The organism is Achromobacter pulmonis (genome assembly GCF_002885955.2).
In the GTDB taxonomy this organism is placed as follows: Bacteria; Pseudomonadota; Gammaproteobacteria; order Burkholderiales; family Burkholderiaceae_B; genus Achromobacter; species Achromobacter pulmonis_A.
This window is the reverse complement of sequence record NZ_POQS01000013.1, coordinates 13437-36962: the sequence shown is the minus strand read 5'-3', so window position 1 is coordinate 36962 and position 23526 is coordinate 13437. Positions and strand designations below refer to the sequence as shown.

Annotated in this window: 25 protein-coding genes; 22 read left to right on the top strand and 3 right to left on the bottom strand. The window is 65.9% G+C overall.

Features of this window, described 5'->3' with window-relative positions:
- Positions 1 to 98: 98 nt before the first annotated feature.
- From C1I89_RS31670 to C1I89_RS31610, 13 genes are all read left to right on the top strand, one after another.
- Positions 99 to 527: an antirestriction protein gene (locus C1I89_RS31670; RefSeq protein WP_011114069.1), complete on the top strand. Its 429-nt coding sequence runs from the start codon at positions 99 to 101 to the stop codon at positions 525 to 527.
- A gap of 44 nt (positions 528 to 571) precedes the next feature.
- On the top strand, positions 572 to 790 hold the full coding sequence (locus C1I89_RS31665; protein ID WP_012478187.1) for a hypothetical protein: 219 nt from the start codon (positions 572 to 574) through the stop codon (positions 788 to 790).
- Between the two features lie 357 nt (positions 791 to 1147).
- The gene (locus tag C1I89_RS31660) at positions 1148 to 2011 is read left to right on the top strand and encodes a klcB (RefSeq protein ID WP_258231568.1); all 864 of its coding nucleotides are present in this window, start codon (positions 1148 to 1150) and stop codon (positions 2009 to 2011) included.
- A gap of 16 nt (positions 2012 to 2027) precedes the next feature.
- Positions 2028 to 2285: a transcriptional repressor KorC gene (korC, locus tag C1I89_RS31655; RefSeq protein ID WP_015060637.1), complete on the top strand. Its 258-nt coding sequence runs from the start codon at positions 2028 to 2030 to the stop codon at positions 2283 to 2285.
- Between the two features lie 157 nt (positions 2286 to 2442).
- On the top strand, positions 2443 to 2679 hold the full coding sequence (gene kleA / locus C1I89_RS31650; protein WP_015060636.1) for a stable inheritance protein KleA: 237 nt from the start codon (positions 2443 to 2445) through the stop codon (positions 2677 to 2679).
- A 208-nt stretch (positions 2680 to 2887) separates the two neighbouring features.
- Positions 2888 to 3214 (top strand): KleE stable inheritance protein, encoded by a 327-nt coding sequence (gene kleE, locus C1I89_RS31645; protein WP_015060635.1) that lies wholly within the window; start codon positions 2888 to 2890, stop codon positions 3212 to 3214.
- Between the two features lies 1 nt (position 3215).
- A complete protein-coding gene (locus C1I89_RS31640; protein WP_015060634.1) occupies positions 3216 to 3545 on the top strand; it encodes a DUF2761 domain-containing protein in 330 nt (109 codons plus the stop codon).
- Positions 3546 to 3651: 106 nt separating this feature from the next.
- Positions 3652 to 3960, top strand: a complete 309-nt coding sequence (locus C1I89_RS31635; protein WP_011304105.1) for a transcriptional regulator KorA — start codon at positions 3652 to 3654, stop codon at positions 3958 to 3960.
- Positions 3957 to 4721 (top strand): ParA family protein, encoded by a 765-nt coding sequence (locus tag C1I89_RS31630; protein WP_015060632.1) that lies wholly within the window; start codon positions 3957 to 3959, stop codon positions 4719 to 4721. The genes C1I89_RS31635 and C1I89_RS31630 overlap by 4 nt, the downstream gene beginning before the upstream one ends.
- The gene (locus C1I89_RS31625; protein WP_015060631.1) at positions 4718 to 5785 is read left to right on the top strand and encodes a transcriptional repressor gene korB; all 1068 of its coding nucleotides are present in this window, start codon (positions 4718 to 4720) and stop codon (positions 5783 to 5785) included. The genes C1I89_RS31630 and C1I89_RS31625 overlap by 4 nt, the downstream gene beginning before the upstream one ends.
- Before the next feature lie 203 nt (positions 5786 to 5988).
- On the top strand, positions 5989 to 7011 hold the full coding sequence (locus C1I89_RS31620) for a DNA-binding protein (protein WP_015060630.1): 1023 nt from the start codon (positions 5989 to 5991) through the stop codon (positions 7009 to 7011).
- Between the two features lie 173 nt (positions 7012 to 7184).
- The gene (gene kfrB / locus C1I89_RS31615) at positions 7185 to 7532 is read left to right on the top strand and encodes an IncP plasmid survival protein KfrB (RefSeq protein WP_011255193.1); all 348 of its coding nucleotides are present in this window, start codon (positions 7185 to 7187) and stop codon (positions 7530 to 7532) included.
- 29 nt (positions 7533 to 7561) lie between these two features.
- Positions 7562 to 8197, top strand: coding sequence for an IncP plasmid survival protein KfrC family protein (locus tag C1I89_RS31610; protein ID WP_012478178.1), 636 nt, complete (start codon positions 7562 to 7564; stop codon positions 8195 to 8197).
- Between the two features lie 193 nt (positions 8198 to 8390).
- Here C1I89_RS31610 and C1I89_RS31605 read toward each other — a convergent pair whose 3' ends face one another.
- Genes C1I89_RS31605 through C1I89_RS31595 form a run of 3 tightly spaced genes read right to left on the bottom strand, consistent with a single transcriptional unit; the run spans position 8391 to position 9975 of the window.
- A complete protein-coding gene (locus C1I89_RS31605) occupies positions 8391 to 8831 on the bottom strand; it encodes a conjugal transfer protein TraM (protein ID WP_012478177.1) in 441 nt (146 codons plus the stop codon).
- The gene (locus tag C1I89_RS31600) at positions 8831 to 9556 is read right to left on the bottom strand and encodes a nucleotide-binding protein (RefSeq protein ID WP_012478176.1); all 726 of its coding nucleotides are present in this window, start codon (positions 9554 to 9556) and stop codon (positions 8831 to 8833) included. The genes C1I89_RS31605 and C1I89_RS31600 overlap by 1 nt, the downstream gene beginning before the upstream one ends.
- Entirely contained in the window at positions 9556 to 9975 is a 420-nt protein-coding gene (locus C1I89_RS31595; RefSeq protein WP_012478175.1) for a TraK family protein, read from the bottom strand. The genes C1I89_RS31600 and C1I89_RS31595 overlap by 1 nt, the downstream gene beginning before the upstream one ends.
- 363 nt (positions 9976 to 10338) lie before the next feature.
- On the opposite strand from C1I89_RS31595, the gene C1I89_RS31590 reads away from it, so the two are divergent.
- The 9 genes from C1I89_RS31590 to C1I89_RS35785 all read left to right on the top strand — a co-directional run.
- The gene (locus C1I89_RS31590; RefSeq protein ID WP_011798730.1) at positions 10339 to 10560 is read left to right on the top strand and encodes a hypothetical protein; all 222 of its coding nucleotides are present in this window, start codon (positions 10339 to 10341) and stop codon (positions 10558 to 10560) included.
- Positions 10561 to 10564: 4 nt separating this feature from the next.
- Positions 10565 to 10936: a conjugal transfer transcriptional regulator TraJ gene (gene traJ, locus C1I89_RS31585; protein ID WP_011255188.1), complete on the top strand. Its 372-nt coding sequence runs from the start codon at positions 10565 to 10567 to the stop codon at positions 10934 to 10936.
- Between the two features lie 34 nt (positions 10937 to 10970).
- Complete coding sequence (gene traI, locus C1I89_RS31580) at positions 10971 to 13229, top strand: TraI/MobA(P) family conjugative relaxase (protein WP_012478238.1); 2259 nt, start codon at positions 10971 to 10973, stop codon at positions 13227 to 13229.
- Between the two features lie 8 nt (positions 13230 to 13237).
- The gene (locus C1I89_RS31575) at positions 13238 to 15130 is read left to right on the top strand and encodes a type IV secretory system conjugative DNA transfer family protein (protein ID WP_014386464.1); all 1893 of its coding nucleotides are present in this window, start codon (positions 13238 to 13240) and stop codon (positions 15128 to 15130) included.
- A complete protein-coding gene (traF, locus tag C1I89_RS31570; RefSeq protein WP_012478236.1) occupies positions 15127 to 15663 on the top strand; it encodes a conjugative transfer signal peptidase TraF in 537 nt (178 codons plus the stop codon). Before C1I89_RS31575 ends, traF begins: the two co-directional genes overlap by 4 nt.
- A 14-nt stretch (positions 15664 to 15677) precedes the next feature.
- Complete coding sequence (locus tag C1I89_RS31565) at positions 15678 to 17738, top strand: DNA topoisomerase III (RefSeq protein ID WP_011255183.1); 2061 nt, start codon at positions 15678 to 15680, stop codon at positions 17736 to 17738.
- A gap of 24 nt (positions 17739 to 17762) precedes the next feature.
- Complete coding sequence (locus C1I89_RS31560) at positions 17763 to 18155, top strand: hypothetical protein (RefSeq protein ID WP_012478235.1); 393 nt, start codon at positions 17763 to 17765, stop codon at positions 18153 to 18155.
- Positions 18156 to 18158: 3 nt separating this feature from the next.
- Positions 18159 to 22895: a zincin-like metallopeptidase domain-containing protein gene (locus tag C1I89_RS31555; RefSeq protein ID WP_012478234.1), complete on the top strand. Its 4737-nt coding sequence runs from the start codon at positions 18159 to 18161 to the stop codon at positions 22893 to 22895.
- A gap of 390 nt (positions 22896 to 23285) precedes the next feature.
- Positions 23286 to 23526, top strand: a 241-nt coding sequence (locus C1I89_RS35785) for a DUF4158 domain-containing protein (RefSeq protein WP_146196963.1), incomplete at its 3' end; no start/stop codon positions are given.

The window sequence follows — 23526 nt, the reverse complement described above, 5'->3', positions numbered from 1 at the left end:
AACGTTTAGCTAAAGTGCTTGACGATTAGGACATTTTGCCCTAATATAGCACTTGAAGGCCGGGCATTTCGCCCAGGTCAACTACCGGAGAAAGTCCGATGAACACCCAAGAGCAACCCGTTACCGCTTCCCTGGTCGCCGAGGCCCAGCGCCTCGACTTCCTGCCCGCCTACTTCGGCCCGCGTCTGATGATGCGCGGCGAGGCCCTGGTGTATGCCTGGCTTCGCCGGCTCTGCGAACGCTACAGCGGCGCGTATTGGCACTACTACACCTTGTCGGACGGCGGTTTTTACATGGCCCCCGACCTGGCCGACCGCCTGGAGATCGAGGTGGACGGCAACGGCTTCCGAGGCGAGTTGTCGGCCGACGCCGCCGGCATTGTCGCAACCCTGTTCGCGCTGGGTCAGCTCGCGGCCGAGGCCGCCGACACGGACGCCGGCGATGCCCTGATCGACCGCTATCACTTCCTGCGCGGCTTCGCAGCCAGCCACGCCGAGGCGGCCGCGATCTACCGGGCTATTGACTGATGAGGGGCGGCCCCGGCTTCGGCCGGGGCTTCCAGGAGGCGACCATGACCAGGAACAACGCTCCCCAGGCACCGACGAACAGCTACGCGACGGACGGCAAGTGCCACAACGCCGAGCCGGGCACCTACGGCCACGAATGCGGCAAGCCGGCCGCATGGATCGGCACGAACCACAAGGGGTTCAGCTCGGGATTCTGCGACGACTGCAAGCGCCACGGCTACGAAGCCCGCGACGTGATCGCGTGGCGGCGTGCTGACACTTGAGGGGCCGGCCGATGGCGAAGAAACGCAAGACGCCGGCCCAGCCGGGCCAGGACTGGAACGCGCCGGCGGCCGAGCTGCTGGCCGAGCTGCCCACCGACCGCGACGAGCTGCTGGCCGCCGCCGTGGCGGCCGTGGTGGAGATCGACGCGGCGATCATGCGCGGTGACGGTGCGGCCGCCGAGGCGGCCAGCGACCGATACGAGGCCGTCATCTGGAAGATGAACGGCGGAACGCACGTGGGCAGCATGGCCGACCACGACGCGCCCGGCCAGGTCATCGAGCGCCATTGCGCGGCCGGTGCCTGGCGACGTGCCCTTGTGGGGCCAGCGCGGCCAGTTCCTGGTCGCGGATGGCGACATGCGCGCCCTGGTGGAGTACGAGGCCGGCTACGGCGGGCCGCTGGGTGCCCACTTCCAGTTCCACGTCATCGACCTGGACAGGCCGTTTATCTCCGAAACGGGCTACCGCTCGCACTTCGACACGGCGCAGGGCTGCATGACGGTGGACGAGGTTGCGCGCGGCATCCTGGCTGCGCAGCGAGCCGAGAAGAAGCGCCCGGTGATGGTCGAGGCCAGCTACCGCGACCGCCTGGCCGATGCTCCCCTGCCCGCTTGGCTGGCCGGCTTGGAGCCGCCGGCGCGGCGCGCACCGGCGACCGTCCTGGTGCCGCCGGGGTTCGTCCTGGTCGATGTGGTGCTGCCCTCGCATCGGGCCTTCATCGCCAGGCGCTGGGCGGCCGAGGCCGCGACCAGGATCAAGGCGGCCAGGGCCGCCGGGTTGGACGCCAAGGGAAAAATCACCGGCGCAGGCCCGGAGCGAGATCCCGCATCGCCAGAAACGACGATGACCTGCAGCATCGTCAAAGCCGACGATGCCGAGCCGGTCGAGGGCGGGCCTGTATCGCCGGAAACGACGATGCCGGGAGCGAGCGCGGCAACCTGCAGCATCGCCAGGAATGGCGATGGAGGCCCGGCCGACCGGGTGGAGTTCAAGCCCGGCCAGCGGTGCGAGATCGTGAGCGTCCATCACCCGGTTTTCGACCGCTACATCGGCAAGCGCATCATCATCGTGAAGGTGCATCCCGACACCCGCCAGGTGTGGGCGCACGACGACAGGCCGGTAACGTACAAGACCAATCGCGCAGGCCGGCGCGTGGTCGATTCAGACCCGAGCTGCATCCAGTCGATCTATGGCTTCGACCAGTTGCGGCTTATCACTTGACCAGGAGAACGAACGAATGACGAACGACGCCAATATCCGGCTGGAGTGCTTGAAGCCGGCCGAACGCTGGGCGCAGCCGACCGGGGAGGAAGTCCGCGAGGTGCTGCGCCTGGCCGGGTTCAGCGGCAGCAAGGCCGCGAAGGCGCTGGGGCTGGGCGCGGCGGGCGACCGCACGATCCGCCGCTGGATCGGCGAGGACACCCCGATTCCCTATGCGGCATGGGCGATCTTGTGCGACCTGGCCGGGCTGGGCGTGATCTGGAAAGAGGATTGACGCCAAGGGAAAGGTTTTAGCGGCTAAAGTTTAGCCTTCGGATTCCGGTAAAACGAAAAAAGTTTAGCTAAAGTGCTTGACAGGCTAGGGCATTTTGCCCTAATATAGCACTTGAAGGCCGGGCATATCGCCCAGGTCAACTACCGGAGAAAGTCCGATGAGCGACAACAAGATCATGCCCTGGATTGACGAGCTGGGGGGCGCGGCAGCGACCGACTTCCCGGCCCGCCGTGACGAGATCGCGGCCATGATGGCCGAGGCGGCCGAGCTGGTGCGCAAGGCCGAGGAACTGCGCGGCAAGGCGTACTTCGCCGGGTGCTCCCTGGAAGGCCAGGCCAAGGGCCATTGGTCGATGGAAGCGGTCGAGCAGGCCAAGCGCCGGGTCGGCTGGTAAGAGCACATGGCCCGGTCGGCGACGGCCGGGCTGATCGAGGACGCCAAGAAGGAGTATTGCGTGAGCCGAGGCAAGATCGAGGGCGGCCCCAGGTGGAGGAACGCCCCGGAGTGATCCGGGGCGCTTGGCCTGGTGCTGGCACACCGTAACCGTGCTTCCGAGTGGGAGCACCCAGCATTCAACACGTAAGCGCGTGGAGGGTCAAGCTATGTCCAACATCATCAAGTTTCCCAAGGAGATCGAGCAGCCCGCCGCGCCCGCGCCGGTGGAGCCTGCCGCTGCGCCTGCTGCCCCTGCGAAGGCCCCAGGTGCTGGCCTGCTGGCCGGCCTGGTCAAGTTCGTATGGGTGGCGACCGTGCTGGTCTGGCCGGTGCTCAAGTGGGTGCTGTCGATCATCACCTTCTTCCAGTTCGTGCGGATGCTCTACCACTGGAACACGCCCGGCGTGTATGCCGGCTGGTCTTTCCTGGCGTACTTCGCGGCACTGTCCGCGATCACCTACTTCGTTTCGATTTACAAGCCGAAGGGGCTTTGACATGAAGAAGCAGACCATGCCCTACCCGCCGGGGTTCGTGGAGCCGAACACCGGCCGGGTGGCCGTCCTGGTGCGCGACTACGCGGCCAGCGACTTGAACGGCGATGCGCCGGCCTACTGGTACAGCGCGCAATCCGAAGAATGGGGCCTTGACCCGTGGCGGCTGGTGGAAGGCGTCGATCCGCACACGTCCGGCGGGCAGTTCGACGTGTGCTTTGCCAGCGGATCGAGTCGCACGGTCGGCCCGCTGATGACGTTCTTCTTGAGTGCCGCTGACGCGGCCAGGTTGAACGCCAAGGAAGGAGATCACGCGCCCATTTTTAGCCGCTAAAAGGCTTGACGCGGGCGGCAAGTTTAGCTAAACTTCTGCACATGGTCGGCGGCTGGCACCGCCTTTTGTTCAACAACCGGGTGTGGAGTTTATATGGGTGTTCTCCATGAAGAAACGGCTAACCGAAGCCCAATTCCAGGCGGCGATCAAGGGCCTGGAGATCGGGCAACAGACCATCGACATAGCGCGCGGCGTGCTGGTCGAGGGGAGGCCCCAGGCCGAGTTTGTGGCCTCGCTGGGGCTGTCCAAGGGGGCGGTATCGCAAGCGGTCAGTCGCGTGTGGGCAGCAGCGGGGGAAGTGCTCCCCGAGGGCTTCGAGCGGGTGACGGCGGTACTGCCGGAGCATCAAGCGTTCATCGTCAAGCGTTGGGAAGCCGACGCCAAGGGAAAGAGGAAACAGGAACCCAACTCATGAAAACACTGGTCACGGCAATTCAGAAAGGCGGTCAAGGCAAGACGTTCGCAACCTGCCACCTGGCGTTCGACTTCCAGGAGCGCGGCCTTCGGGTTGCAGTGATCGACCTGGACACCCAGGGCAATGCGAGCTGGACGCTGGCCGGCCACGACTCGGGCTATCCCGCCAGTCGCATGTTCACCGCCGGCGGCGACGAGCTGCGCGCCTGGTTCGCTGACCGGGAAGATGACGGCCTGGCGCTGATCGCGGCCGACGCCAGCCTGGCGAATCTGGACAAGATGGACTTGGCCCAGGCCGCCGGTGCGCTGCGGGCCAGCATCGAGGCGCTGGGCGAGTTCTTCGACGTGTGCCTGATCGACACCGCCCCTTCCCTTGGCGTCGCCATGACGGCGGCCGTGCTGGCCGCCGACTACATGCTTTCGCCGGTCGAAATGGAGGCGTACAGCTTGCAGGGCATGAAGAAGATGGTTGCCGTCATCGGCAACCTGCGCAAGCAGAACCCGAAGCTGCGCTTCCTCGGGATGGTGCCCAACAAGGTGGACGCGCGGAAGCCGCGCCATGTCAGCAACCTGGCGACCTTGCAGCAGGCATACCCGCAACTGATCTTGCCGTTCAGTGTCGGCGCGCGAGACAGCATCGCGGAGGCGCTGGGCGAGCAGATGCCGGTGTGGAAGATCAAGAAAACCGCCGCGCGCAAGGCCACGCAGGAAGTGCGCGCCCTGGCGGATTACGTGTACACGAAGATGGAGATCGCGCAATGACCAGCGCCGTAAAGACCAACGCCAAGAAGAAGACCCCGCAAGCGGCCGCAGAGAAGCCCAAGGGCGGCGGGCTGGGCCTGGATGGCCTCGGCGACCTGTCGAGCCTGCTGGACGAGCCACAGGCCGCGAATGCGGCCCCTGGCGGCGGCCCCCAGGAGTTGCCGCTTGACCTGATCGACGAAGATCCACACCAGCCACGCACGGCCGATAATCCCGGCTTCTCGCCGGAGTCCATCGCCGAGATCGGCGAGACGATCAAGGCGCGCGGCGTGAAGTCGCCCATCAGCGTGCGCGAGAACCCGGACGCACCGGGCCGCTACCTCATCAACCACGGCGCACGGCGCTACCGTGGCTCGAAGTGGGCCGAAAAGAGCACCATCCCGGCCTTCATCGACAACGACTACAACGAGGCCGACCAGGTAATCGAGAACCTGCAACGCAACGAGCTGACGGCCCGCGAGATCGCGGACTTCATCGGCCGCGAGCTGGCGAAGGGCAAGAAGAAGTCGGAGATCGCCAAGGAGATCGGCAAGTCGCCGGCATTCGTCACGCAGCACGTCACGCTGCTGGACTTGCCGGAGCCGATTGCCAAGGCGTTCAACGCTGGTCGCAGCAAGGACGTGACCGTTATCAACGAGCTTGCCACGGCGTACAAGAAGAACCCCGAGGAAGTGCGCGTATGGCTGGAGGACGACAGCCAGGAGCTGACGCGCGGATCGGTCAAGATGCTGCGCGAGTACCTGGAGGACAAGCGCAGCCAGGACGGCGAGCGCGACCCCAACACCGTCGATGCCTTCACCGGCAAGACGGACGGCGAGGCCGAGGGCGACGGCGACGGGCAAGGCCCGGATGATGACGCCAAGAAGAAGGAGCCGAAGGAACCCGACCCGGACAAGCTCAAGAAGGCGATCATCCAGGTCAAGCACGATGACCGCCCGGCCCGCCTGATCCTCAACCGCCGGCCGCCGGCCGAGGGCTGGGCCTGGCTCAAGTACGAGGATGACGGCCAGGAGTTCGAGGCCGACCTTGGCACCGTGCAGCTTGTCGCGCTGCTGGAGGGCTAGACGCCCCTGCACCAGACCCCGCCGACCCCCCCGCACCCCTGCGCCCCGCCATCGAGCGGGGCTTTTTTTTTGCCTGCGCGCGCCGCGCCGGGCTGGCCGCGTTTTAGCCGCTAAAAAAGTTCAGCTAAACCCTTGCGCCCTGTTGTATGTTGTAGTATGCTACACGCTACAACATACAACACCGGCCAAAAGGAGGCCCAATCATGGCAATCACGAAAGAGCAGATATTTGCGGTCGCCGACGACCTGGACGCCGCCGGCCAGAACCCCACCCTGGCGAACGTGCGCAAGCAGCTCGGCGGCGGAAGCTTCACGACCATTTCCGAGGCGATGAACGAATGGCGGGCGCGCAAGGCCAGCCAGGCGGCCCCGATCCGCGAGCCGGCCCCGGCTTCGATCACCGAGAAGCTGGCCGAGCTGGGCGGCGACTTGTGGGCCGTGGCCCTAGACATGGCGAACAACCGGCTGGCCGCCGAGCGCGAGGCGCTGGAAGCTGTCCGCCAGGAAACCGAGGCAGCGCGCCAGGAGGCCGCAGAGCTGGCCGACCAGCTCACCGTCGAGCTGGACGAGGCCAAGGGCCGTATCGCGGCGCTGGAGGCCGCAGAAGCCACCGCCAAGGGCGAGGCCGAGGCGCTACGCGAGAAGCTGGCAGCGGCCGGCGAGAAGGCGGCCACGGCCGAGGCCCGCGCCGGCGAGCTGCGCACGGAGCTGGATCACGCCCACCAGGAAGCGCGCCAGGTGCGCAGCGAGCGCGACAAGGCCCAGGAGAAGGCGGCGGCCAGCGCCGACCAGGCGGAGGCCCTGCGGGCCGACCTGGCGGCCGCGAACAGCCGGGCAACGGAGATCGAGCGCCGGGCCGGCGAGCTGCGCGCCGACCTGGAGCGAGCCAACCAGGCCACCGACCAGGCGCGGGCGGCGCTGGCCGAGCAGCAGAAGGCCACCGAGGCGGCGGCCGGGCAGCTTGACCAGGTGCGGGGCGAGCTGGCAAAGGTGCAGGCCAAGGCCGAAGCCGAGCGCGAGGCGCACCAGGAGCAGCGCAAGGCAGCAGCGGCCGAAGCGCACCGCCAGGCCGAACGCTTGACGGCCACCCAGGCCGAGCGCGATGCCGCGCGCAAGGAGGCCAGCCAGGCCCGCGAGGACGCCGCGACCCTGCGCGGCCGGCTCGAAGCCCTGGAAACCGTCATGGCCCAGGAGAAGGGCAAGACGGGCGGCGCGAAAAAGACCTGATATTTCGGTCGGTTTTCAATAAAATCGAGGGTGTAACCTGGAACTACACATCCGGCCACGAGAGGAAAGCCGGCCTCGCGCATGCCGAGGTCGGCTTTTTTCTTGCTGGACTGGCAAGGAGGCCCATCTATTCCACATTTTGAAATGACCACACCGACGATAAGGAGCGCCCGATGAAACAGCGCCTCTTGGTCATGAACGGCCAACGCATCGTTCAGACCGAGCAAGAAGGGGCATGGGCCAACCAGAAGGTTGACAAGGCTGGCGCATTGAAGCCCGGCATCTACAACCTGTACATGGCCCAGCAGGCCGACAAGAAGCAGACCCATGACGGCGTGATCGTTCACGCCGACAACAACCAGGTGTACCAGCAGGTAGGCAAGAACTTTGTCATGCACGCCCGGTCAGATTTCGATAAAGTACCTGAAATCGGGAGCGCAAAGAGCATCAGCTACAGCGCGCAAGGCAAAGCAACCGTTGCCGCCGAGGCCCCGAAACTCACGCGAGGCCGGTCCCGATAGCTTTTAGCGGCTAAAAGGAGGGCCACGCCTTGAGACGACTCACACCCACCGCCGGCCGGGCAGACGCCCGCCGCATCCAGCCGGCATCCGCCGGCTTCGCAACAAGCACGACCAGCAGAACCGACGCCGCCGGCGACGGCCTGCTGGCCGCTGCCGAAGCCACAGAGGCCGAGCAGCAAGCGGCCCTGGAGGCCGCCCCGCTCGACCAGACCTACCAGGAAGCCCTTGCCCTGTACGTTCAGGCCAAGCACGACCAGGTGGAGCGCATCGAGGATCGGCTTGAAAACCTGATCGACCGTCAGCAGGCGCGCTTGCAGCAGACCCAGGCCAACCAGCCGGGCCTACTGTCCCGGCCTGGCGCGAAACGCGCTTGGCAGAACCAGCAGATGCAGCAGCAGGCGCGCTTGCAGTCCCTGCACGTGCGCCTGGAAGCCGTCCGCGAGATCAAGGAAGGCATGGGCCTGCACTCACCGAAGGTCGAAGAGCTGGCGACCCGCAAGATGCGCGCCGAGAAACCCGAGCTGGCGGCCGATTGGGATGCCATGCGCGAGGCGGCACGCCGGCACCAGGCGCTGCAACGCCGCGAAGAGCAGGAGCGAAAGCAGGCGCAGGCCCTGGAGCGACCAGGCCGGTCGCAGAGCTTGGGCCTCACGCGGCCCGTCTAAAACGAAAGCCCGGCACTGCCGGGCTTTTTCCTCGAGCCTCGCCGTTTCCGGCGATGCAGGCCCGCCGCTGGCGGCATCCTGCAGCACCGTCATTCCCGACGATGCAAGGGGCTGGCCAGCCTCGCCAGTTCCGGCGATGCCGCCGGCGCGGTCGACCATCGCCATTTCTGACGATGAGATCCCGCATCGCCATCTACAGCGATGCCCACAACGCGAGGGCGGCCGCGAAAACCGCCATGCCGGCCGCCACGATGTTCATGTACGACACGCGCCGCGCTTCGCGGATCGGCGCGGCGAGCTGCGCGGCGGCCGCTTCCAGCTCGCGCCGCACCGCCTCGGCGGCGGCCTTGCCGCCGTCCTGCATCCCCTTCGCCATCGCCTCTTTGGAGGCCGCCAGGGCCGCGTTGAGCGTCCTTTCGGCCTTCCCCTTGGCGTCATCCCCCCAACGGTGTGCGATGGCTTCCAGCTCTTCCTTGAAGCGATCCAGGATTTCTTGCTGCGCGGCCTGGCTGTCCTGCATCAGTCGGGTGTTGATCGTCTGGAGGATCAAGATCGGATCGTCGCGGCCAACGGCGATGCCGTGCTTGACCGCGATTTCCCGTATCAGCTCTTCGATCTTGTCATCGCTCGCCATCAGAGCACCGCCGCGTTGTCGAGCTGCTGGAAGAGTTGCGACTTCACGATCTTGAGCCGCTGCCGCGTCATGATCGTGAGCGCCGAGTCGGCCAGGGCCTCATCGAACGTCCGGCGCTCCTGGAGCATTTCCGAGAAGTCGCGGCCGTAGGTTTCTTCCTTGAGCGCCGGAATCTGGATGATGGCCGACACCCGCGCCTTGTTGTCGGTGTACGCCTTCATCTTCTCGAAGCCCTTGCCTTCGTGCTCGATTGGCCCCCAATACGGGTTCAGCCACACCACGAACACGCATTCGGCCGGGAATTGCCGGGCCAGCGTGCTAAAGCCGTTCAGGGTGTCCAGGAAGGCTTGCCCGCCGGTGACGACCGTATGCACCACCAGTTCGTGCCCCATGTCCTGGAGCAGCGCCGGAACCTGGTTGCCGATCAAGTAGCTGGACAGCGGCACGAACGAGCTGGCCCCGTTGTCGATGATGACGTCGCCCTTGGTCGAGGCGATTTGCTCCACCAGGGCATCGAAGTTCCGGGTGTTGATCTCGTCGCCGTCCATGATGTTCAGGCGCTGCACGTTCAGGGCCTTGTAACCCTCAAACGTGCTGTTGACCGGATCGGTGTCGATGCAAAGCGGCGTCTGCCCCTTGCTCGCTTTGTACTGCGCAATGGTGGCCGCGATCATCGACTTGCCGACGCCGCCCTTGCCCTGCAAGACCATGTGAATTTTCGCCATTACAGTAAATCCTCTTTATTCGGTTTCGGGTTGTAGTTGAAGCCGGCGATCCCTGCCGACTCGGGTTTCTTCGGCTCGGGTGCCTTCGGCTTCCTCGCCTTCGACCCCCCTTCCTGTTGCGCCGGCTTCTCCCCTTTGGCCTGGTTGGCCGCCGGGGGAGGCACCGGCGCGGGTGCTGCTGGTGCGGCCTTGATGTACCGCTGGACGTGCTTGCGGAACGTCTCGTAGCTGCACTTGACCCGGCCGATCTCGCGCATGTCCTCGTAGATCGTCGTCACTGCATAGCCAGCATCCATCGCGGCTTTCACGTCCACGCGCACGGCCAGGAATGCAACGGCCGTCGCGTCCTGTCGGCGCTTCTTGGCGGCCCGTTTCTCGATCCGCGCGGCCAGCTCTTGGGGGTAGCTGCTTTCTGCCATCGCCTCGCTTCCGTGGTTTGTAAATAGCCGTCATTTTCATGTATCGACCCGTGGAAAGTCTATGTAAAGCGCGTGGATAGCAGCTTGACACCGCTGCATCTAGCGCGCTTTCCGGGCATTGTACGCCTTCATTCGATATATCCGCCATCTTTTCGCGCTAAATGCAGACAGATGCGAAGGTTTCGGTATAGACTTTCCTTGGTGTTATCAACGCCGTAAGGCGGGCAGGATGTGCGAAGTTAGCTAACCGGCGGGCCGGTTATCTATCTTCGCTGTCCCTTATTCGCGCCTGCGGCACTCAACGGGCATCCTGCTCTGCGAGGCTGCCGGCTACCGCCGGCCAAGAAGCGAGAGACGAACGACATGGGCTACATCAATCCGCTGCTGGAGCTTCCAGCAGGCCGCGAACTCCAGGCGCTTCCGGTTGCCGACCGGCAGCGCCTTGCCCGCGTGCTGCGCGAGCTGCGCACGCAGGCCAACGACGAGGCGGAAAAGGCATGGGCACGCCGCAAGGGGCCGATGGCCGCCTACTGGCGAGCCGTGGCGACCTACGCGCGACACACGGCGCACGCGCTCAAGGGGTAGCGACATGGAAGCCGACGAACAGCCGACCGCGAAGCGGCGGCAGCACCTACGGGTGCCGGTGTTCCCCGACGAGAAGGAACAGATCGAGGCGAACGCCAAGAGGGCCGGGGTCAGCGTGGCGCGCTACCTGCGCGACGTGGGCCAGGGCTACCAGATCAGGGGCGTCATGGATTACGAGTACGTGCGCGAGCTGGTGCGGGTGAATGGCGACCTCGGCCGGCTGGGCGGTTTGCTCAAGCTATGGCTCACCGACGACCCGCGCACGGCCCGCTTCGGAGACGCCACGATCCTTGCCCTGCTGGGCCGGATCGAAGCCACCCAGGACGAAATGAGCCGACTCATGAAGTCCGTGGTGCAGCCGAGGGCCGAGCCTTGAGCTTTTTAGCGGCTAAAAAGCCAGGGGCTGGCCGATGATCGCCAAGCACGTACCCATGCGCTCGCTGGGCAAGTCCGACTTCGCCGGCCTGGTGAACTACGTCACCGACGCGCAGAGCAAGGATCACCGGCTGGGCCAGGTGCAGATCACGAACTGCGATGCCGTGTCCGTGCAGGACGCCATCACCGAGGTTCTGGCGACCCAGCACACGAACACGCGGGCCAAGGGCGACAAGACCTATCACCTGATCGTCAGCTTCCGGGCCGGCGAGCAGCCCAGCGCCGACACCCTGCGGGCGATTGAGGAACGTATCTGCGCCGGGCTGGGTTACGGCGAACACCAGCGCGTCAGTGCCGTTCACAACGACACCGACAACCTGCACATCCACATCGCCATCAACAAGATTCACCCGACCCGGAACACGATGCACGAGCCGTACTACTCGCATCGGGCGCTGGCCGAGCTTTGCACGGCCCTGGAGCGCGACTACGGGCTGGAGCGGGACAACCACGAACCACGCCAGCGCGGTGCCGAGGGCAGGGCGGCCGACATGGAGCAGCACGCGGGCGTGGAAAGCCTGGTCGGCTGGATCAAGCGGGAATGCCTGGACGAGATCAAGGGCGCGCAGTCCTGGCAGGAGCTGCACCAGGTCATGCGCGACAACGGCCTGGAACTGCGCGAGCGTGCGAACGGCCTGGTGATCGAGGCCGGCGACGGAACGATGGTCAAGGCGAGCACCCTAGCCCGCGACCTTTCCAAGCCGAAGCTGGAGGCGCGGCTTGGCCCGTTCGAGGCTTCGCCCGAACGGCAGACACGAACCAAAGCGAAGCGGCAGTACCAGAAAGACCCGATCCGCTTGCGCGTGAACACGGTCGAGCTGTACGCCCGGTACAAGGCCGAGCAGCAGACCTTGACCGCGACACGTGGGCAGGCGCTGGAGCAGGCCCGCCGGCGCAAGGATCGGCTGGTCGAGGCCGCGAAGCGTTCCGGCCGCCTGCGCCGCGCGACGATCAAGGTGATCGGCGAGAGCGGCCCGAACAAGAAGCTGCTGTATGCCCAGGCCAGCAAGGCCCTGCGCGACGAAATCCAGGCGATCAACAAGCAGTACCAGCAAGACCGCCAGGCCCTCTACGACAGCCACAGCCGCCGCACGTGGGCCGACTGGCTCAAGAAGGAAGCGACCCACGGCAACGCGGAGGCGTTGACCGCCCTGCGCGCCCGCGAGGCGGCGCAGGGCTTGAAAGGCAACACCATCCAGGGCCGGGGCGATCCGCGCCCCGGCCATGCCCCGGTGACGGACAACATCACCAAGAAGGGCACCATCATCTTCCGCGCCGGCCTGACGGCCGTTCGGGACGATGGCGACAAGCTGCAAGTCTCGCGCGAGGCCACGCGCGAGGGCTTGCAAGAAGCTCTACGGCTGGCGATGGAACGCTACGGCAGCCGCATCACCGTCAACGGCACCACGCAGTTTCAGGCGCAGATCATTCGCGCGGCCGTTGATTCCCAGCTACCCATCACGTTCGCCGATCCGGCCCTGGAGAGCCGGCGGCTTGCGCTATTGAAGAAGGAGAACACCCATGAGCGACCCGACCGAACCGAGCGAGCCGACCAGCGACCCGCAGAGCATCGAGGACGAGCTGGACGCGGCCCTGGCGGCCCTGGACAGCGCGCCGCTACCCACGACGACGCTGCCCGACCCATCGCCGTCGCCCGAGCAGGCTTCGGGCGACCAGGTGGCGGGCGAGCCGGCACCGCCGGCGTTCACGCCGGAGCCGTCCACCGGAAGCCCGACATTGGACGCATTGGACGAGTCCCGCCGCCCCAAAGCCAGCACCGTTTGCGAACACTGTCCCAACTCGGTGTGGTTCGCATCGCCGGCGGAAGTGAAGTGCTATTGCCGCGTGATGTTCCTCGTCACCTGGAGCAGCAAGGAACCCAACCAGATCACCAACTGCGACGGGATATTTCTCGGCCAGGATCAGGAGTAGCAGCGGCCCCGCCGGGCCTCGCGGCGGCGGATAAATACATCGCCGAACGCGAGTCGAAACGCTCGAAAGGTTTCGATATACCGAAGCACGCGCGATATACTGCCGGTGAAGGTGGCCTTGCTTTCGAGGGTGTCCGCAACATCGAGGGCCAGGCGCTGGCCCTGTTGAAACGAGGCGATGAGGTCATGGTGATGCCCATTGACCAGGCCACGGCCCGGCGCATGTCGCGCATCGCGGTCGGCGATGCCGTGACGATCACGCCAAAAGGCTCCATCAAAACGTCGAAAGGTAGGAGTAGATGAAAATAAAGATGAACAACGCCGTGGGGCCGCAGGTTCGCAGCGCGAAGCCGAAGCCCAGCAAGTTGCTGCCGATCCTCGGCGGGGTGTCCCTGGTCGGCGGCCTCCAGGCCGCGACACAGTTCTTCGCCTACACGTTCCAGTATCACGCGAGCCTCGGGGCCAACCTCGGGCACGTGTACGCGCCCTGGTCGATCCTGAACTGGTCGGCGAAGTGGTACAGCCAGTACCCCGACGAGATCATGCGGGCCGGCAGCATCGGCATGGTGACTGCCACCGTGGGCCTGCTGGGTGTGGCCGTGGCGAAAGTCGTCACGTCCAACAGCTCGAAGGCGAACGAATACCTGCACGGTTCGGCCCGCTGGGCCGAAAAGAAGGACATTCAGGCGGCCGGCCTGCTGCCGCGCGAGCGGAACGTCCTGGAGATCGTGACCGGCAAGGACGCACCCACCGCCACCGGCGTCTATGTCGGCGGCTGGCAGGACAAGGACGGCAATTTCTACTACCTGCGGCACAGCGGCCCCGAGCACGTGCTGACCTACGCGCCGACGCGAAGCGGCAAGGGCGTCGGCCTGGTGGTGCCGACGCTGCTTTCGTGGGGCGCAAGCAGCGTCATCACCGACTTGAAGGGCGAGTTGTGGGCGCTGACCGCCGGCTGGCGGCAGAAGCACGCGAAGAACAAGGTGCTGCGCTTCGAGCCGGCCAGCAGCTCGGGCGGCGTGTGCTGGAACCCGCTGGACGAAATCCGCGTCGGCACCGAGGCCGAAGTCGGCGACGTGCAGAACCTAGCAACTTTGATAGTTGACCCGGACGGCAAGGGCCTGGATTCCCACTGGCAAAAGACCGCCTTCGCGCTCCTGGTCGGCGTCATCCTGCACGCGCTCTACAAGGCCAGGAACGACGGCGGCACGGCCACGCTGCCATCGGTCGATGCCATGCTGGCCGACCCGAACCGGGACATTGGCGAGCTATGGATGGAAATGACCACCTACGGGCACGTGGACGGTCAGAACCACCACGCCATCGGATCGGCCGCCCGCGACATGATGGATCGGCCAGAGGAAGAAGCCGGATCGGTGCTGTCCACGGCCAAATCCTATTTGGCCCTGTACCGCGATCCAGTGGTGGCGCGCAGCGTGAGCCGGTCGGACTTCCGCATCAAAGACCTGATGCACTCCGACGACCCGGTGAGCCTGTACATCGTCACGCAGCCCAACGACAAGGCCCGCCTGCGGCCGCTGGTGCGCGTCATGGTGAACATGATCGTGCGCCTGCTGGCCGACAAGATGGACTTCGAGAACGGCCGGCCGGTGGCCCACTACAAGCACCGGCTGCTGATGATGCTGGACGAGTTCCCGAGCCTCGGGAAGCTCGAAATCATGCAAGAGTCGCTGGCCTTCGTCGCCGGCTACGGCATCAAGTGCTACCTGATTTGCCAGGACATTAACCAGCTCCGAAGCCGCGAGACGGGCTACGGCCACGACGAAAGCATCACGTCGAACTGCCACGTGCAGAACGCCTACCCGCCCAACCGCGTCGAGACAGCCGAACACCTGTCCCGACTGACCGGGCAGACCACCGTGGTGAAGGAGCAGATCACGACCAGCGGCCGCCGCACGGCGGCGATGCTGGGCCAGGTGTCGCGCACCTACCAGGAAGTGCAGCGCCCCTTGCTGACGCCCGATGAATGCCTGCGGATGCCGGGGCCGAAGAAGAACGACAAGGGCGAGATCGAGGAAGCCGGCGACATGGTGATCTACGTCGCGGGCTACCCCGCCATCTACGGCAAGCAGCCGCTGTACTTCAAAGACCCGGTGTTTCAGGCGCGGGCCTCGATCCCCGCGCCGAAGGCCACCGACCGGCTGCGCCAGGTTGTCGAGGCAGGGGAGGGCATCACGATATGAGCCGCATCCTGAAACGCATCACGAAAGGCGTAGCCGTCGCCGGCCTGGCCGCCCTGGTGCTGGCCGCCGGCAGCTATGCCGCCGGTGCCCGCATCAACACCACCAAGAGCATTCCGGTCGGCCTGTACTGGACGAGCAGCGCGCCGGTGGAGCGGGGCGCTTACGTGCTTTGGTGCCCGCCGAAGGTCGGCGTGTTCGATGACGCCAAGGAAAGGGGCTACATCGGGGCCGGGTTCTGCCCAGGCGACTACGGCTACATGATGAAGCGCGTTTTAGCCGCTAAAGACGATGCCGTATCGGTGGCCGATGACGGCGTGCGCGTCAATGGCGAGCTGCTGCCACATAGCAAGCCCATCCAGGCCGACAAGTCCGGTCGGCCCTTGCCGCGCTTCCAGGCCAGCACCTACACGCTGGGCAATGCCGAGCTGCTGCTTATGTCGGACGTGAGCGACACGTCTTTCGACGGCCGCTACTTCGGCCCGATCAATCGTTCTCAAGTTCAGACCGTGATCCGTCCGGTCATCACCTGGTAGGGGAGGAAACCACCATGCGACTGTTCATCGCGGAAAAACCATCCGTCGCAAAAGCCATCGCCGGCGAGCTGGGCATCACCGGCAAGGGCGACGGCTTCATCGAGTGCGGCGGCGACAAAGTGACCTGGTGCTTTGGGCACATGCTGGAGCAGGCCGACCCGGACGAGTACACGCCCGATGACGTGCCGACCGGCAAATCAGGCAAGAAGCTATGGCGCGTCGATGAGCTGCCCATCATCCCGCAGACGTGGGTTCTTCACCCGAAGGACGATGCCAAGAAGCAGCTCGCCGTGATCGGCAAGCTGCTGAAAGAAGCCAAGGAGATCGTCAACGCCGGCGACCCCGACCGTGAAGGCCAGTTGCTGGTCGATGAAGTGCTGGAGCACTTCAAGAGCAGCAAGCCGGCGCGCCGCTTTTGGGTGTCTGCCCAGGATTCGGTTTCCGTCAAGCGCGGCCTGGCCGCCTTGAAGGAAAACACCACGTACAAGGGCTGGGCCGATGCCGCACGCGGGCGGCAGCGGGCCGACTGGCTGATCGGCATGAACCTAAGTCGCGCCTACACCCTGCGGGCGCAGCGCGGCGGTTCGCGCGCCCTGCTGACCGTGGGCCGCGTGCAGACCCCGACGCTCGCGCTTGTTGTCGGCCGCGACCGCGAGATCGAGGCGTTCAAGCCGGTGCCGTACCACACCATCAAGGCCGTGGTCGAGCACGCCGGCGGCAGCTTCGCCGCCGCCTGGAAAGCGAAGGAAGATCAAGCCGGCCTGGACAGCGAAGGCCGCCTTGTTGATACCGCCGTCGCGGATGCCCTGGTGGCCGCCGTCAAGGGCCAGCCGGGCACCATCGCCACCTACAAGCAGGAAGCCAAGAAGAAGAACCAGCCGCTGGCCTTCGCGCTGTCCGACATTACCGCGCTGGCGTCCGCGCGCTACGGGTACAGCGCCGAGGACGTGCTGAACACCTGCCAGGCGCTCTACGAGACGCACAAGCTGACCAGCTACCCGCGCACCGACTGCGCCTACCTGCCGGAGTCGCAGCACGCCGACGCGCCGCGCGTCCTGGAGGCCGTCAAGCACGTGAACCCCGAGCTGGCCGGCCTGGTCGATGCTGCCGACCCGCGCATCAAGTCCAAGACGTGGGACGACTCGAAGATCACCGCCCACCACGGCATCGTGCCGACCATGCAGAAAGGCAGCAAGGCCGGCTTGAGCGAGCGCGAGCGCAACATCTACGAGCTGATCGTCCGCGCCTACCTGGCGCAGTTCTACCCGCTGCACGAGTACATGCAAACCACGGTCGGCGTGGAGATCGCCGGCGAGAACTTCGCCGCGTCCGGCAAGGTGGTCACGCGCAACGGCTGGCGTGACGTGTTCGAGCAGGCCGACGAAGAGGACGCCAAGGAAGGCGACGACGAGAACGGCGCGCAGACCCTGCCACCGATGAAGCAAGGCGACGGTGTGACCTGCACCGAGGCCACCCGACGCGATGCGAAAACCAAGCCGCCGGCGCGCTTCACCGAGGGCACGCTGATTCGCGCGATGGAGAACATCCACAAGTTCGTGAGCGACCCGGAGCACAAGAAGATGCTGCGCGAAGGCGATGGCATCGGCACGTCCGCCACGCGCGCATCCATCATTTCCGAGCTGAAACGCCGCGAGTTCCTGGAAACCAAGGGCAAGCAGATCGTCAGCACGACGCTGGGCCGCAGCGTCATCGACGCGCTGCCCGAGGTGGTGCGAAGCCCGGTGCTGACCGCCCTTTACGAACGCATGTTGAAGGGCGTCGAGCTGGGCACGGCGGCCCTGGACGCCTTCATTACGAAGCAAGAGGCGTTCATCCGCGACCAGGTGGCGAAGGCCAACAGCGGAGCCGTGAGCATCGCCGGCGGCAAGGAAGCCACGCCGGTTTCGTCCCTGCACAAGTGCATGGCTTGCGGCAATGGCTTGTCGCGCAGGCCGGCCAAGCGCAAGGGGCAATTCTGGTGGGGATGCAGCAACTTCCCCACGTGCAAGCAGACCTATCCCGACCTGAAAGGCCGGCCCGACTACAGCAAGGGCCGCAATGGCCCAGCCGAGTAACCACCAAGACGAAGGAGCATGACCATGAACCAGCAAAACACCACCCAGGCCGATGACGTGCTGCCCGAGCTGCCCGCCATTGACGACAACGCGGCCGCCGCCGGCGCGCTGCGCGAGAAGCTGGCCGACGCGGCGACGCCCGGCTACCAGGCCGAGTTCGACCCCGAGGAAGCCGAGCGCGCCGGCGCGTTCGTGGAGGACGCATTGAGCGAGCAGGACGCCGCAGAGAGCGGCGACGACCTGGCGGCCCTGGCCTCGCAGGGCGACGACCAGGCCCCGGCCTTCATCACCGAAGGCGGCCCGAGCGACGACCTTCCGCCCTTCGTCAATACGACCAACATCCGCGAGCTGTACGACTGGAAGCCGGGCGAATCGCTGGACGAGGCCATCGCGCGCAAGAAGGCGCAGGAGGGCTAACCCATGCCGATCAACCAGGCCGAGGCGCAAGCCGTCACCCTGGCGTTCGTCCGAGACTATCCCGGCGCGCTGGAGCTGGCCTATCGGTTCCGCGACAACACCGGCGAGCTGTACGGCCACCGGGCAGCAGAAGTCCCGGCAGACCTCAAGGGCGGCTATGTCCCGAAGGAGACGATCCACAACGGCCGGGCCTACCGTGGCCGCGTGGACGTGCCCCTGGCGAACATGGACGACGCCGCCGACCTGGTGCTGACGCTGCGGCATGAAGTGCTGGGCCACTACGGGGCCAACACCTTCAAGCCGGCCGAGAAACGCGCCCTGCTGGACGGCCTGATCGCCGCCCGCGAGGAACCGAGCCTGAAACCACGCTGGGAGGACATCAACCGCCGCTATGCCGGCGCTTCGATGGACGTGCGCGCGGAAGAGGTTTGGGCGCTGCATTGCGAAAGCATCGCGCCCGGCCAGCACGCGGGCCAGGCCCAGGTGCTGGAGCGCGGCCAGCAGTCATTCATGGAAACCTGCATCGCCCGCGTGCGGCCCATGCAAGTCGCCGACCTGCACAACATCGTGTGCATGGTCGCGGATGGCCTTCACGACCGTTCCAGGACGCAGCAGACCTTTCCGCAGATCAACGAACTATTCCGAAGGGATGAAGCAATGGAACCCAAGAAGCCATTTCATGAAGTCGTTGCCGAAAAACTGATCGAGCAGCTCAAGGCAGGCACCGCGCCGTGGCAACGGCCGTGGGAGCCTGGCGAGCCGAACGCCTACCTGCCGATGAACCCGACCACCGGCAAGCGGTACAAGGGCATCAACGCCATTCACTTGATGGCCCAGGGCCGCAGCGATGGCCGTTGGATGACCTACAAGCAGGCCGCCGCCGTGGGCGCGCAGGTTCGCAAGGGCGAGAAGGGAACGCCTGTCCAATACTGGAAGTTCAGCGAGGAACAGAACAAGGTCGATGAGAGCGGCCGGCCCGTTCTCAACGCGAAGGGCGAGCCGGTCAAGGAAACCGTGCAGCTCGAACGCCCGCGCGTGTTCTTCGCCACGGTGTTCAACGCCGAGCAGATCGACGGCCTGCCGCCGATCCAGAAGAAGGAACAGACCTGGAGCGCCGTCGAGCGCGCCGAGCACATCCTGAAAGCGTCCGGTGCGTCGATCACGCACGCGCCTGGTGATCGCGCGTTCTACCGGCCCGCGACCGACAGCATCCACCTTCCCGACCGGGGCCAGTTCCCCACCGCCGACAACTACTACGCGACCGCCCTGCATGAGCTGGGCCACTGGACGGGCCACCCGTCCCGCCTTGACCGCGACCTGGCCCATCCCTTCGGTTCCGAGGGGTACGCCAAGGAAGAGCTGCGCGCCGAGATCGCTTCCATGATCGTCGGCGACGAGCTGGGCATCGGCCACGATCCGGGCCAGCACGCCGCCTATGTCGGTTCCTGGATCAAGGCCCTGCAAGACGAGCCGCTGGAAGTGTTCCGCGCCGCTGCCGACGCCGAGAAGATTCACGACTACGTGCTGGCCTTCGAGCAGAAGCAGGTTCAGGAACAAGAGCAGGCCCAGGTGCAGCAGCCCGAGCAGCACTACTCCGATTTGACGCTCCAGGCCCTGGTCGAAAAACACGGCTGGGAGGTTGCCTACAGCGGCTTGCAAGAGCCTGGCCGTGTGGATTCCGTCCATCGCACCTTTGAAGGTGTCGGGCCGCTGGGCACCATGACCACCCCGAACGGCGAGCGGCGCTTGTCGGCCGGCTACCACGACGACGCCGAGCGCCGGCGCTACGTCACGTTGAAGCTGGGCGACCAGGTGATCGGCGATGCCGATGGCCGCGACCAGAAGCCGGAAGAGATCGCCCGCCAGATCAACGCCAAGGCCGAGCAGTACGCCGACGAGCGGCGCGTCAAGAACGGCCTGGAGCCGATCTACAGCATCGCCTCGCAGCAGGCCGAGGCCCAGCAGCTCAATGATGAGCTGCGCGAGCACGGCCAGGAGATCGTTTCTCACCTGGACGCGCAATCGCGGTGGGCGGATGGCGAGCGCATCTTTGCCTTCCACGAACAAGACGAACAACCGCACCAGGTCAGAAGCCTGGCCGAGCTGGAGAGCTACGCGCCCGATCAACTGCTGGCCCTGCCGGCGCTGGCCCAGGAGCAAGAGGCAAAGCCCTTGTCCGTGGCCGAACGCACGGCCGAGCAGCACGAGGCCATGAAGGCTGCCGACGATGCTTTCCAGCGCGAGCTGGTGCGCGCCTATGGCGAGAACAACGCCGGCGATGCCCGCTACAAGACCCAGCACGACGATGAGGCCGTGCAGAAGGCCGGCGATGCCTTCGTGGCCGCGTCGAACGCCTGGCGTGAGGCCGTGCGCGATGCCCGTCAAACCGTTGCGAGTCAGGAGGCCACGATGCAAGTACCCCAGCAGACCGACCAGGCCGAAGCCTGGATGTTGAAGCACGTCGAGCTGGGCACGGTGGGCCGTGCGCTCGAAGGCGCGACCCTGGAGCAGATCGACCGCGCCCTGGACGTGCTGGATCGCATGCAGCCGATGAACACGCAAAACGAGTTCTGGACGCGGCACGAGCTGCCCTACGACCTGGAGCCGCTGGAAGCGAAGATCAACGACGCAATAGATCACCTGGTCGAAGAGCGCCGGCCGGATGCCGTAGTCGCTGCAACGCGGCTTGACCTGGCAACCGGCAACACCAATTCACGCGAGCGCGACCGCCAAGCCTTCCACCTGGCGGCCGACGATGCGCTGGGCTTCCCCCTGCCCCACGACTGGACGGGTGAAGTGCGGGTTGTCGGCGTGGTCGAGCGTGACGGCGAGACGCGGGCCGCCGACCTGGCCACGGAGACGCCGGAGGCGTACCACCTGTACGCCCGGAAGGGCGAAGCGCAGTTCGGCGAGGATGCCTTTGCCTACCTCACCGCCACCCGCACGCTGGGCGAGGCCGACGAGCTGGCCGACCGCCTGGCGCTGATCGACGCCAATTCGCAGACGGACGAGTACGAGAAGGCGACCCGGCTTGCCCGCGTGCAAGAGGATCGCGTCCGCCGCGACCCGAACAGCACCGACGAGGACATTTCAGCGGCTAAAGAAGCCCGGAAGGCGCTGGAGGCCAAAGCGTTCGTCGCGGCCGAGGAAGCCAAGAACTCCCAGCGGGTCGATGACGAGCGCGGCGACTCCGTGGAGCACCAGGCACCGCAGGAACAGCGCGTGGCTGCGGCCGACCAGCAGCCGGCCCAGGCCAGCCAGGCAACCGAACGGCAGTACATCAGCGTGCCGTTCAAAGAGAAGGACGAGGCCAAGCAGCTCGGAGCGCGCTGGGATCGCAAGGAACAGTCCTGGTACGTGCCGGCGGGAGTGGATGCGGCCCCCTTCGCCAAATGGTCGCAGGGAGCCGCTACGCCGGCCGTAGAGGCCAAGCCGACCCAGCAGGCACCCGAGGCCCAGGACGGCGGCCAGAAGGCCGCACAGGCCGTCCAGCAGGCCCGGCAGTACCTTGCCGTGCCCTACGAGCAGCGCAACGCCGCCAAGGCCGCCGGCGCGCTTTGGGACAAGGCCGCGAAGTCCTGGTATGCCGGCCCTCGCGCCGACATGGCGAAGCTGGAACAGTGGAAGCCCGAGAACGTGCAGGCCCAGCAGGGGCCAGCGATGACGCCAAGGGAAGAGTTCGCCGAGGCCATGCGCAGCGCCGGCCTGTTCACCGGCAGCAACGCCCAGGGCGATCACCCGATCATGGACGGCAAGCGGCATCGCGTGCCGGTCGAGGGCGGCAAGAAGGGCACGCTCGATGGCTTCTATGTCGGCCACCTGGACGGCCACCCGGCCGGCCGGATCATCAACAACAAGACCGGCACGGACATTACCTGGAAGAGCAAGGGCTACGCCTTGAGCGACCAGGAGAAGGCCAAGCTCCAGGCCGAGGCGGCCGAGAAGCTGGCCCAGCGTGCCGCCGAGCAAGACAAGCTCCAGGAAGCCACCGCGCAGCGCGTCGGCCGCCAGATGCCCGACCTGGTGCCGGTCGAGCAGCCGACGCCCTACCTGCAAGCCAAGGGCATCGAGGCCCACGCCGGCGTGTTCACCGACCGCGAGGGCCAGAAAACCTACATCCCCGCCTTCGACGTGGACGGCAAGCAGTGGACGATGCAGTACATCCAGGAGGACGGCACCAAGCGGTTCGCCAAGGACAGCAAGAAGGAAGGATGCTTCCACCCGGTCGGCGGCATGGATGCGCTGGCCGCAGCGCCGGCGCTGGTGATCGCCGAGGGCTATGCCACGGCCGCGAGCCTGGCCGAAGGGCTGGGGCATGCCACCGTGGCCGCGTTCGACTCGGGCAACCTGCCGCACGTGGCCCGCGCCCTGCGCGAGAAGTTCCCCGACAAGCCCATCGTGATCGCCGGCGACGACGACAAGGCCCAGGAGATCGAGCGCGGCCACAACCCCGGCCGCGCCAAGGCCGAGGAAGCCGCGAAGGCCGTAGGCGGCAAGGCCATCTTCCCGATCTTCGCGCCGGGCGAGCAGCAGGCGAACCCCAAGGGCTTCACCGACTTCAACGACCTGGCGAACAAGAGCGAGCTGGGCCGCGACGGCCTCAAGCGCCAGGTCGGCGCAGCCGTGGGCCAGGTGCTGATCGAGGAAGGCCGCCGACAGCAGCAGGAGCAGCGCCAGGAGCGTGCGGAGAAGCAACAGCAGCAGCCGGAACGCCCGCGCCGCGCGGCACGCATCGGCTAAAGTCCCGGAGGGCTGCAACCACACGCGCGGTTTCCTCCCTCCCTGGCCGCCGGCAGTCATCGCCGCCTCGCACCCCGAGGCGGCTTTTTTTTGCTCGAGCATCGCCGCATCCGACGATGCCACCAGGCCCGCGCACGTCGAGCTGCAGCATCGCCATTTCCGGCGATGCACGCCGGCGCGGTCGACCATCGCCAGTTCCGACGATGGCGGCCGCCCTGCCCGCCTGGATCTCGCATCGCCATTTCGGGGTCTCCTCGTTTTCAGTGCAATAAGTGACGGTACGCAAAGCTAGCACTGGCGCGGGGGTGGTCTGGGTAGACCGTTGATTTCATTGACTTTCCTGTTCGCTTTGTAAACGGGTATGGTGGCCTCCCACTTTTGAGGTTCACGATGCAGGGTTGGCACACAACGTTTTTGGGGATGCGTGGGCTCCCCCGCGATATCAGCGACTTCGAGATGAAGGCATTTTTCACCTTCGATGGTGCCGAGCGCGACGCAATCAATGCACGCCGAGGTGATTCCCACAAGCTTGGTCTGGCGCTCCATATTGGTTTCCTGCGCATGAGTGGGCGTTTGCTCGGTGCCTTTCGGGTAATTCCAGTAGCCTTGTGGCGCCACCTTGGCAACGAGC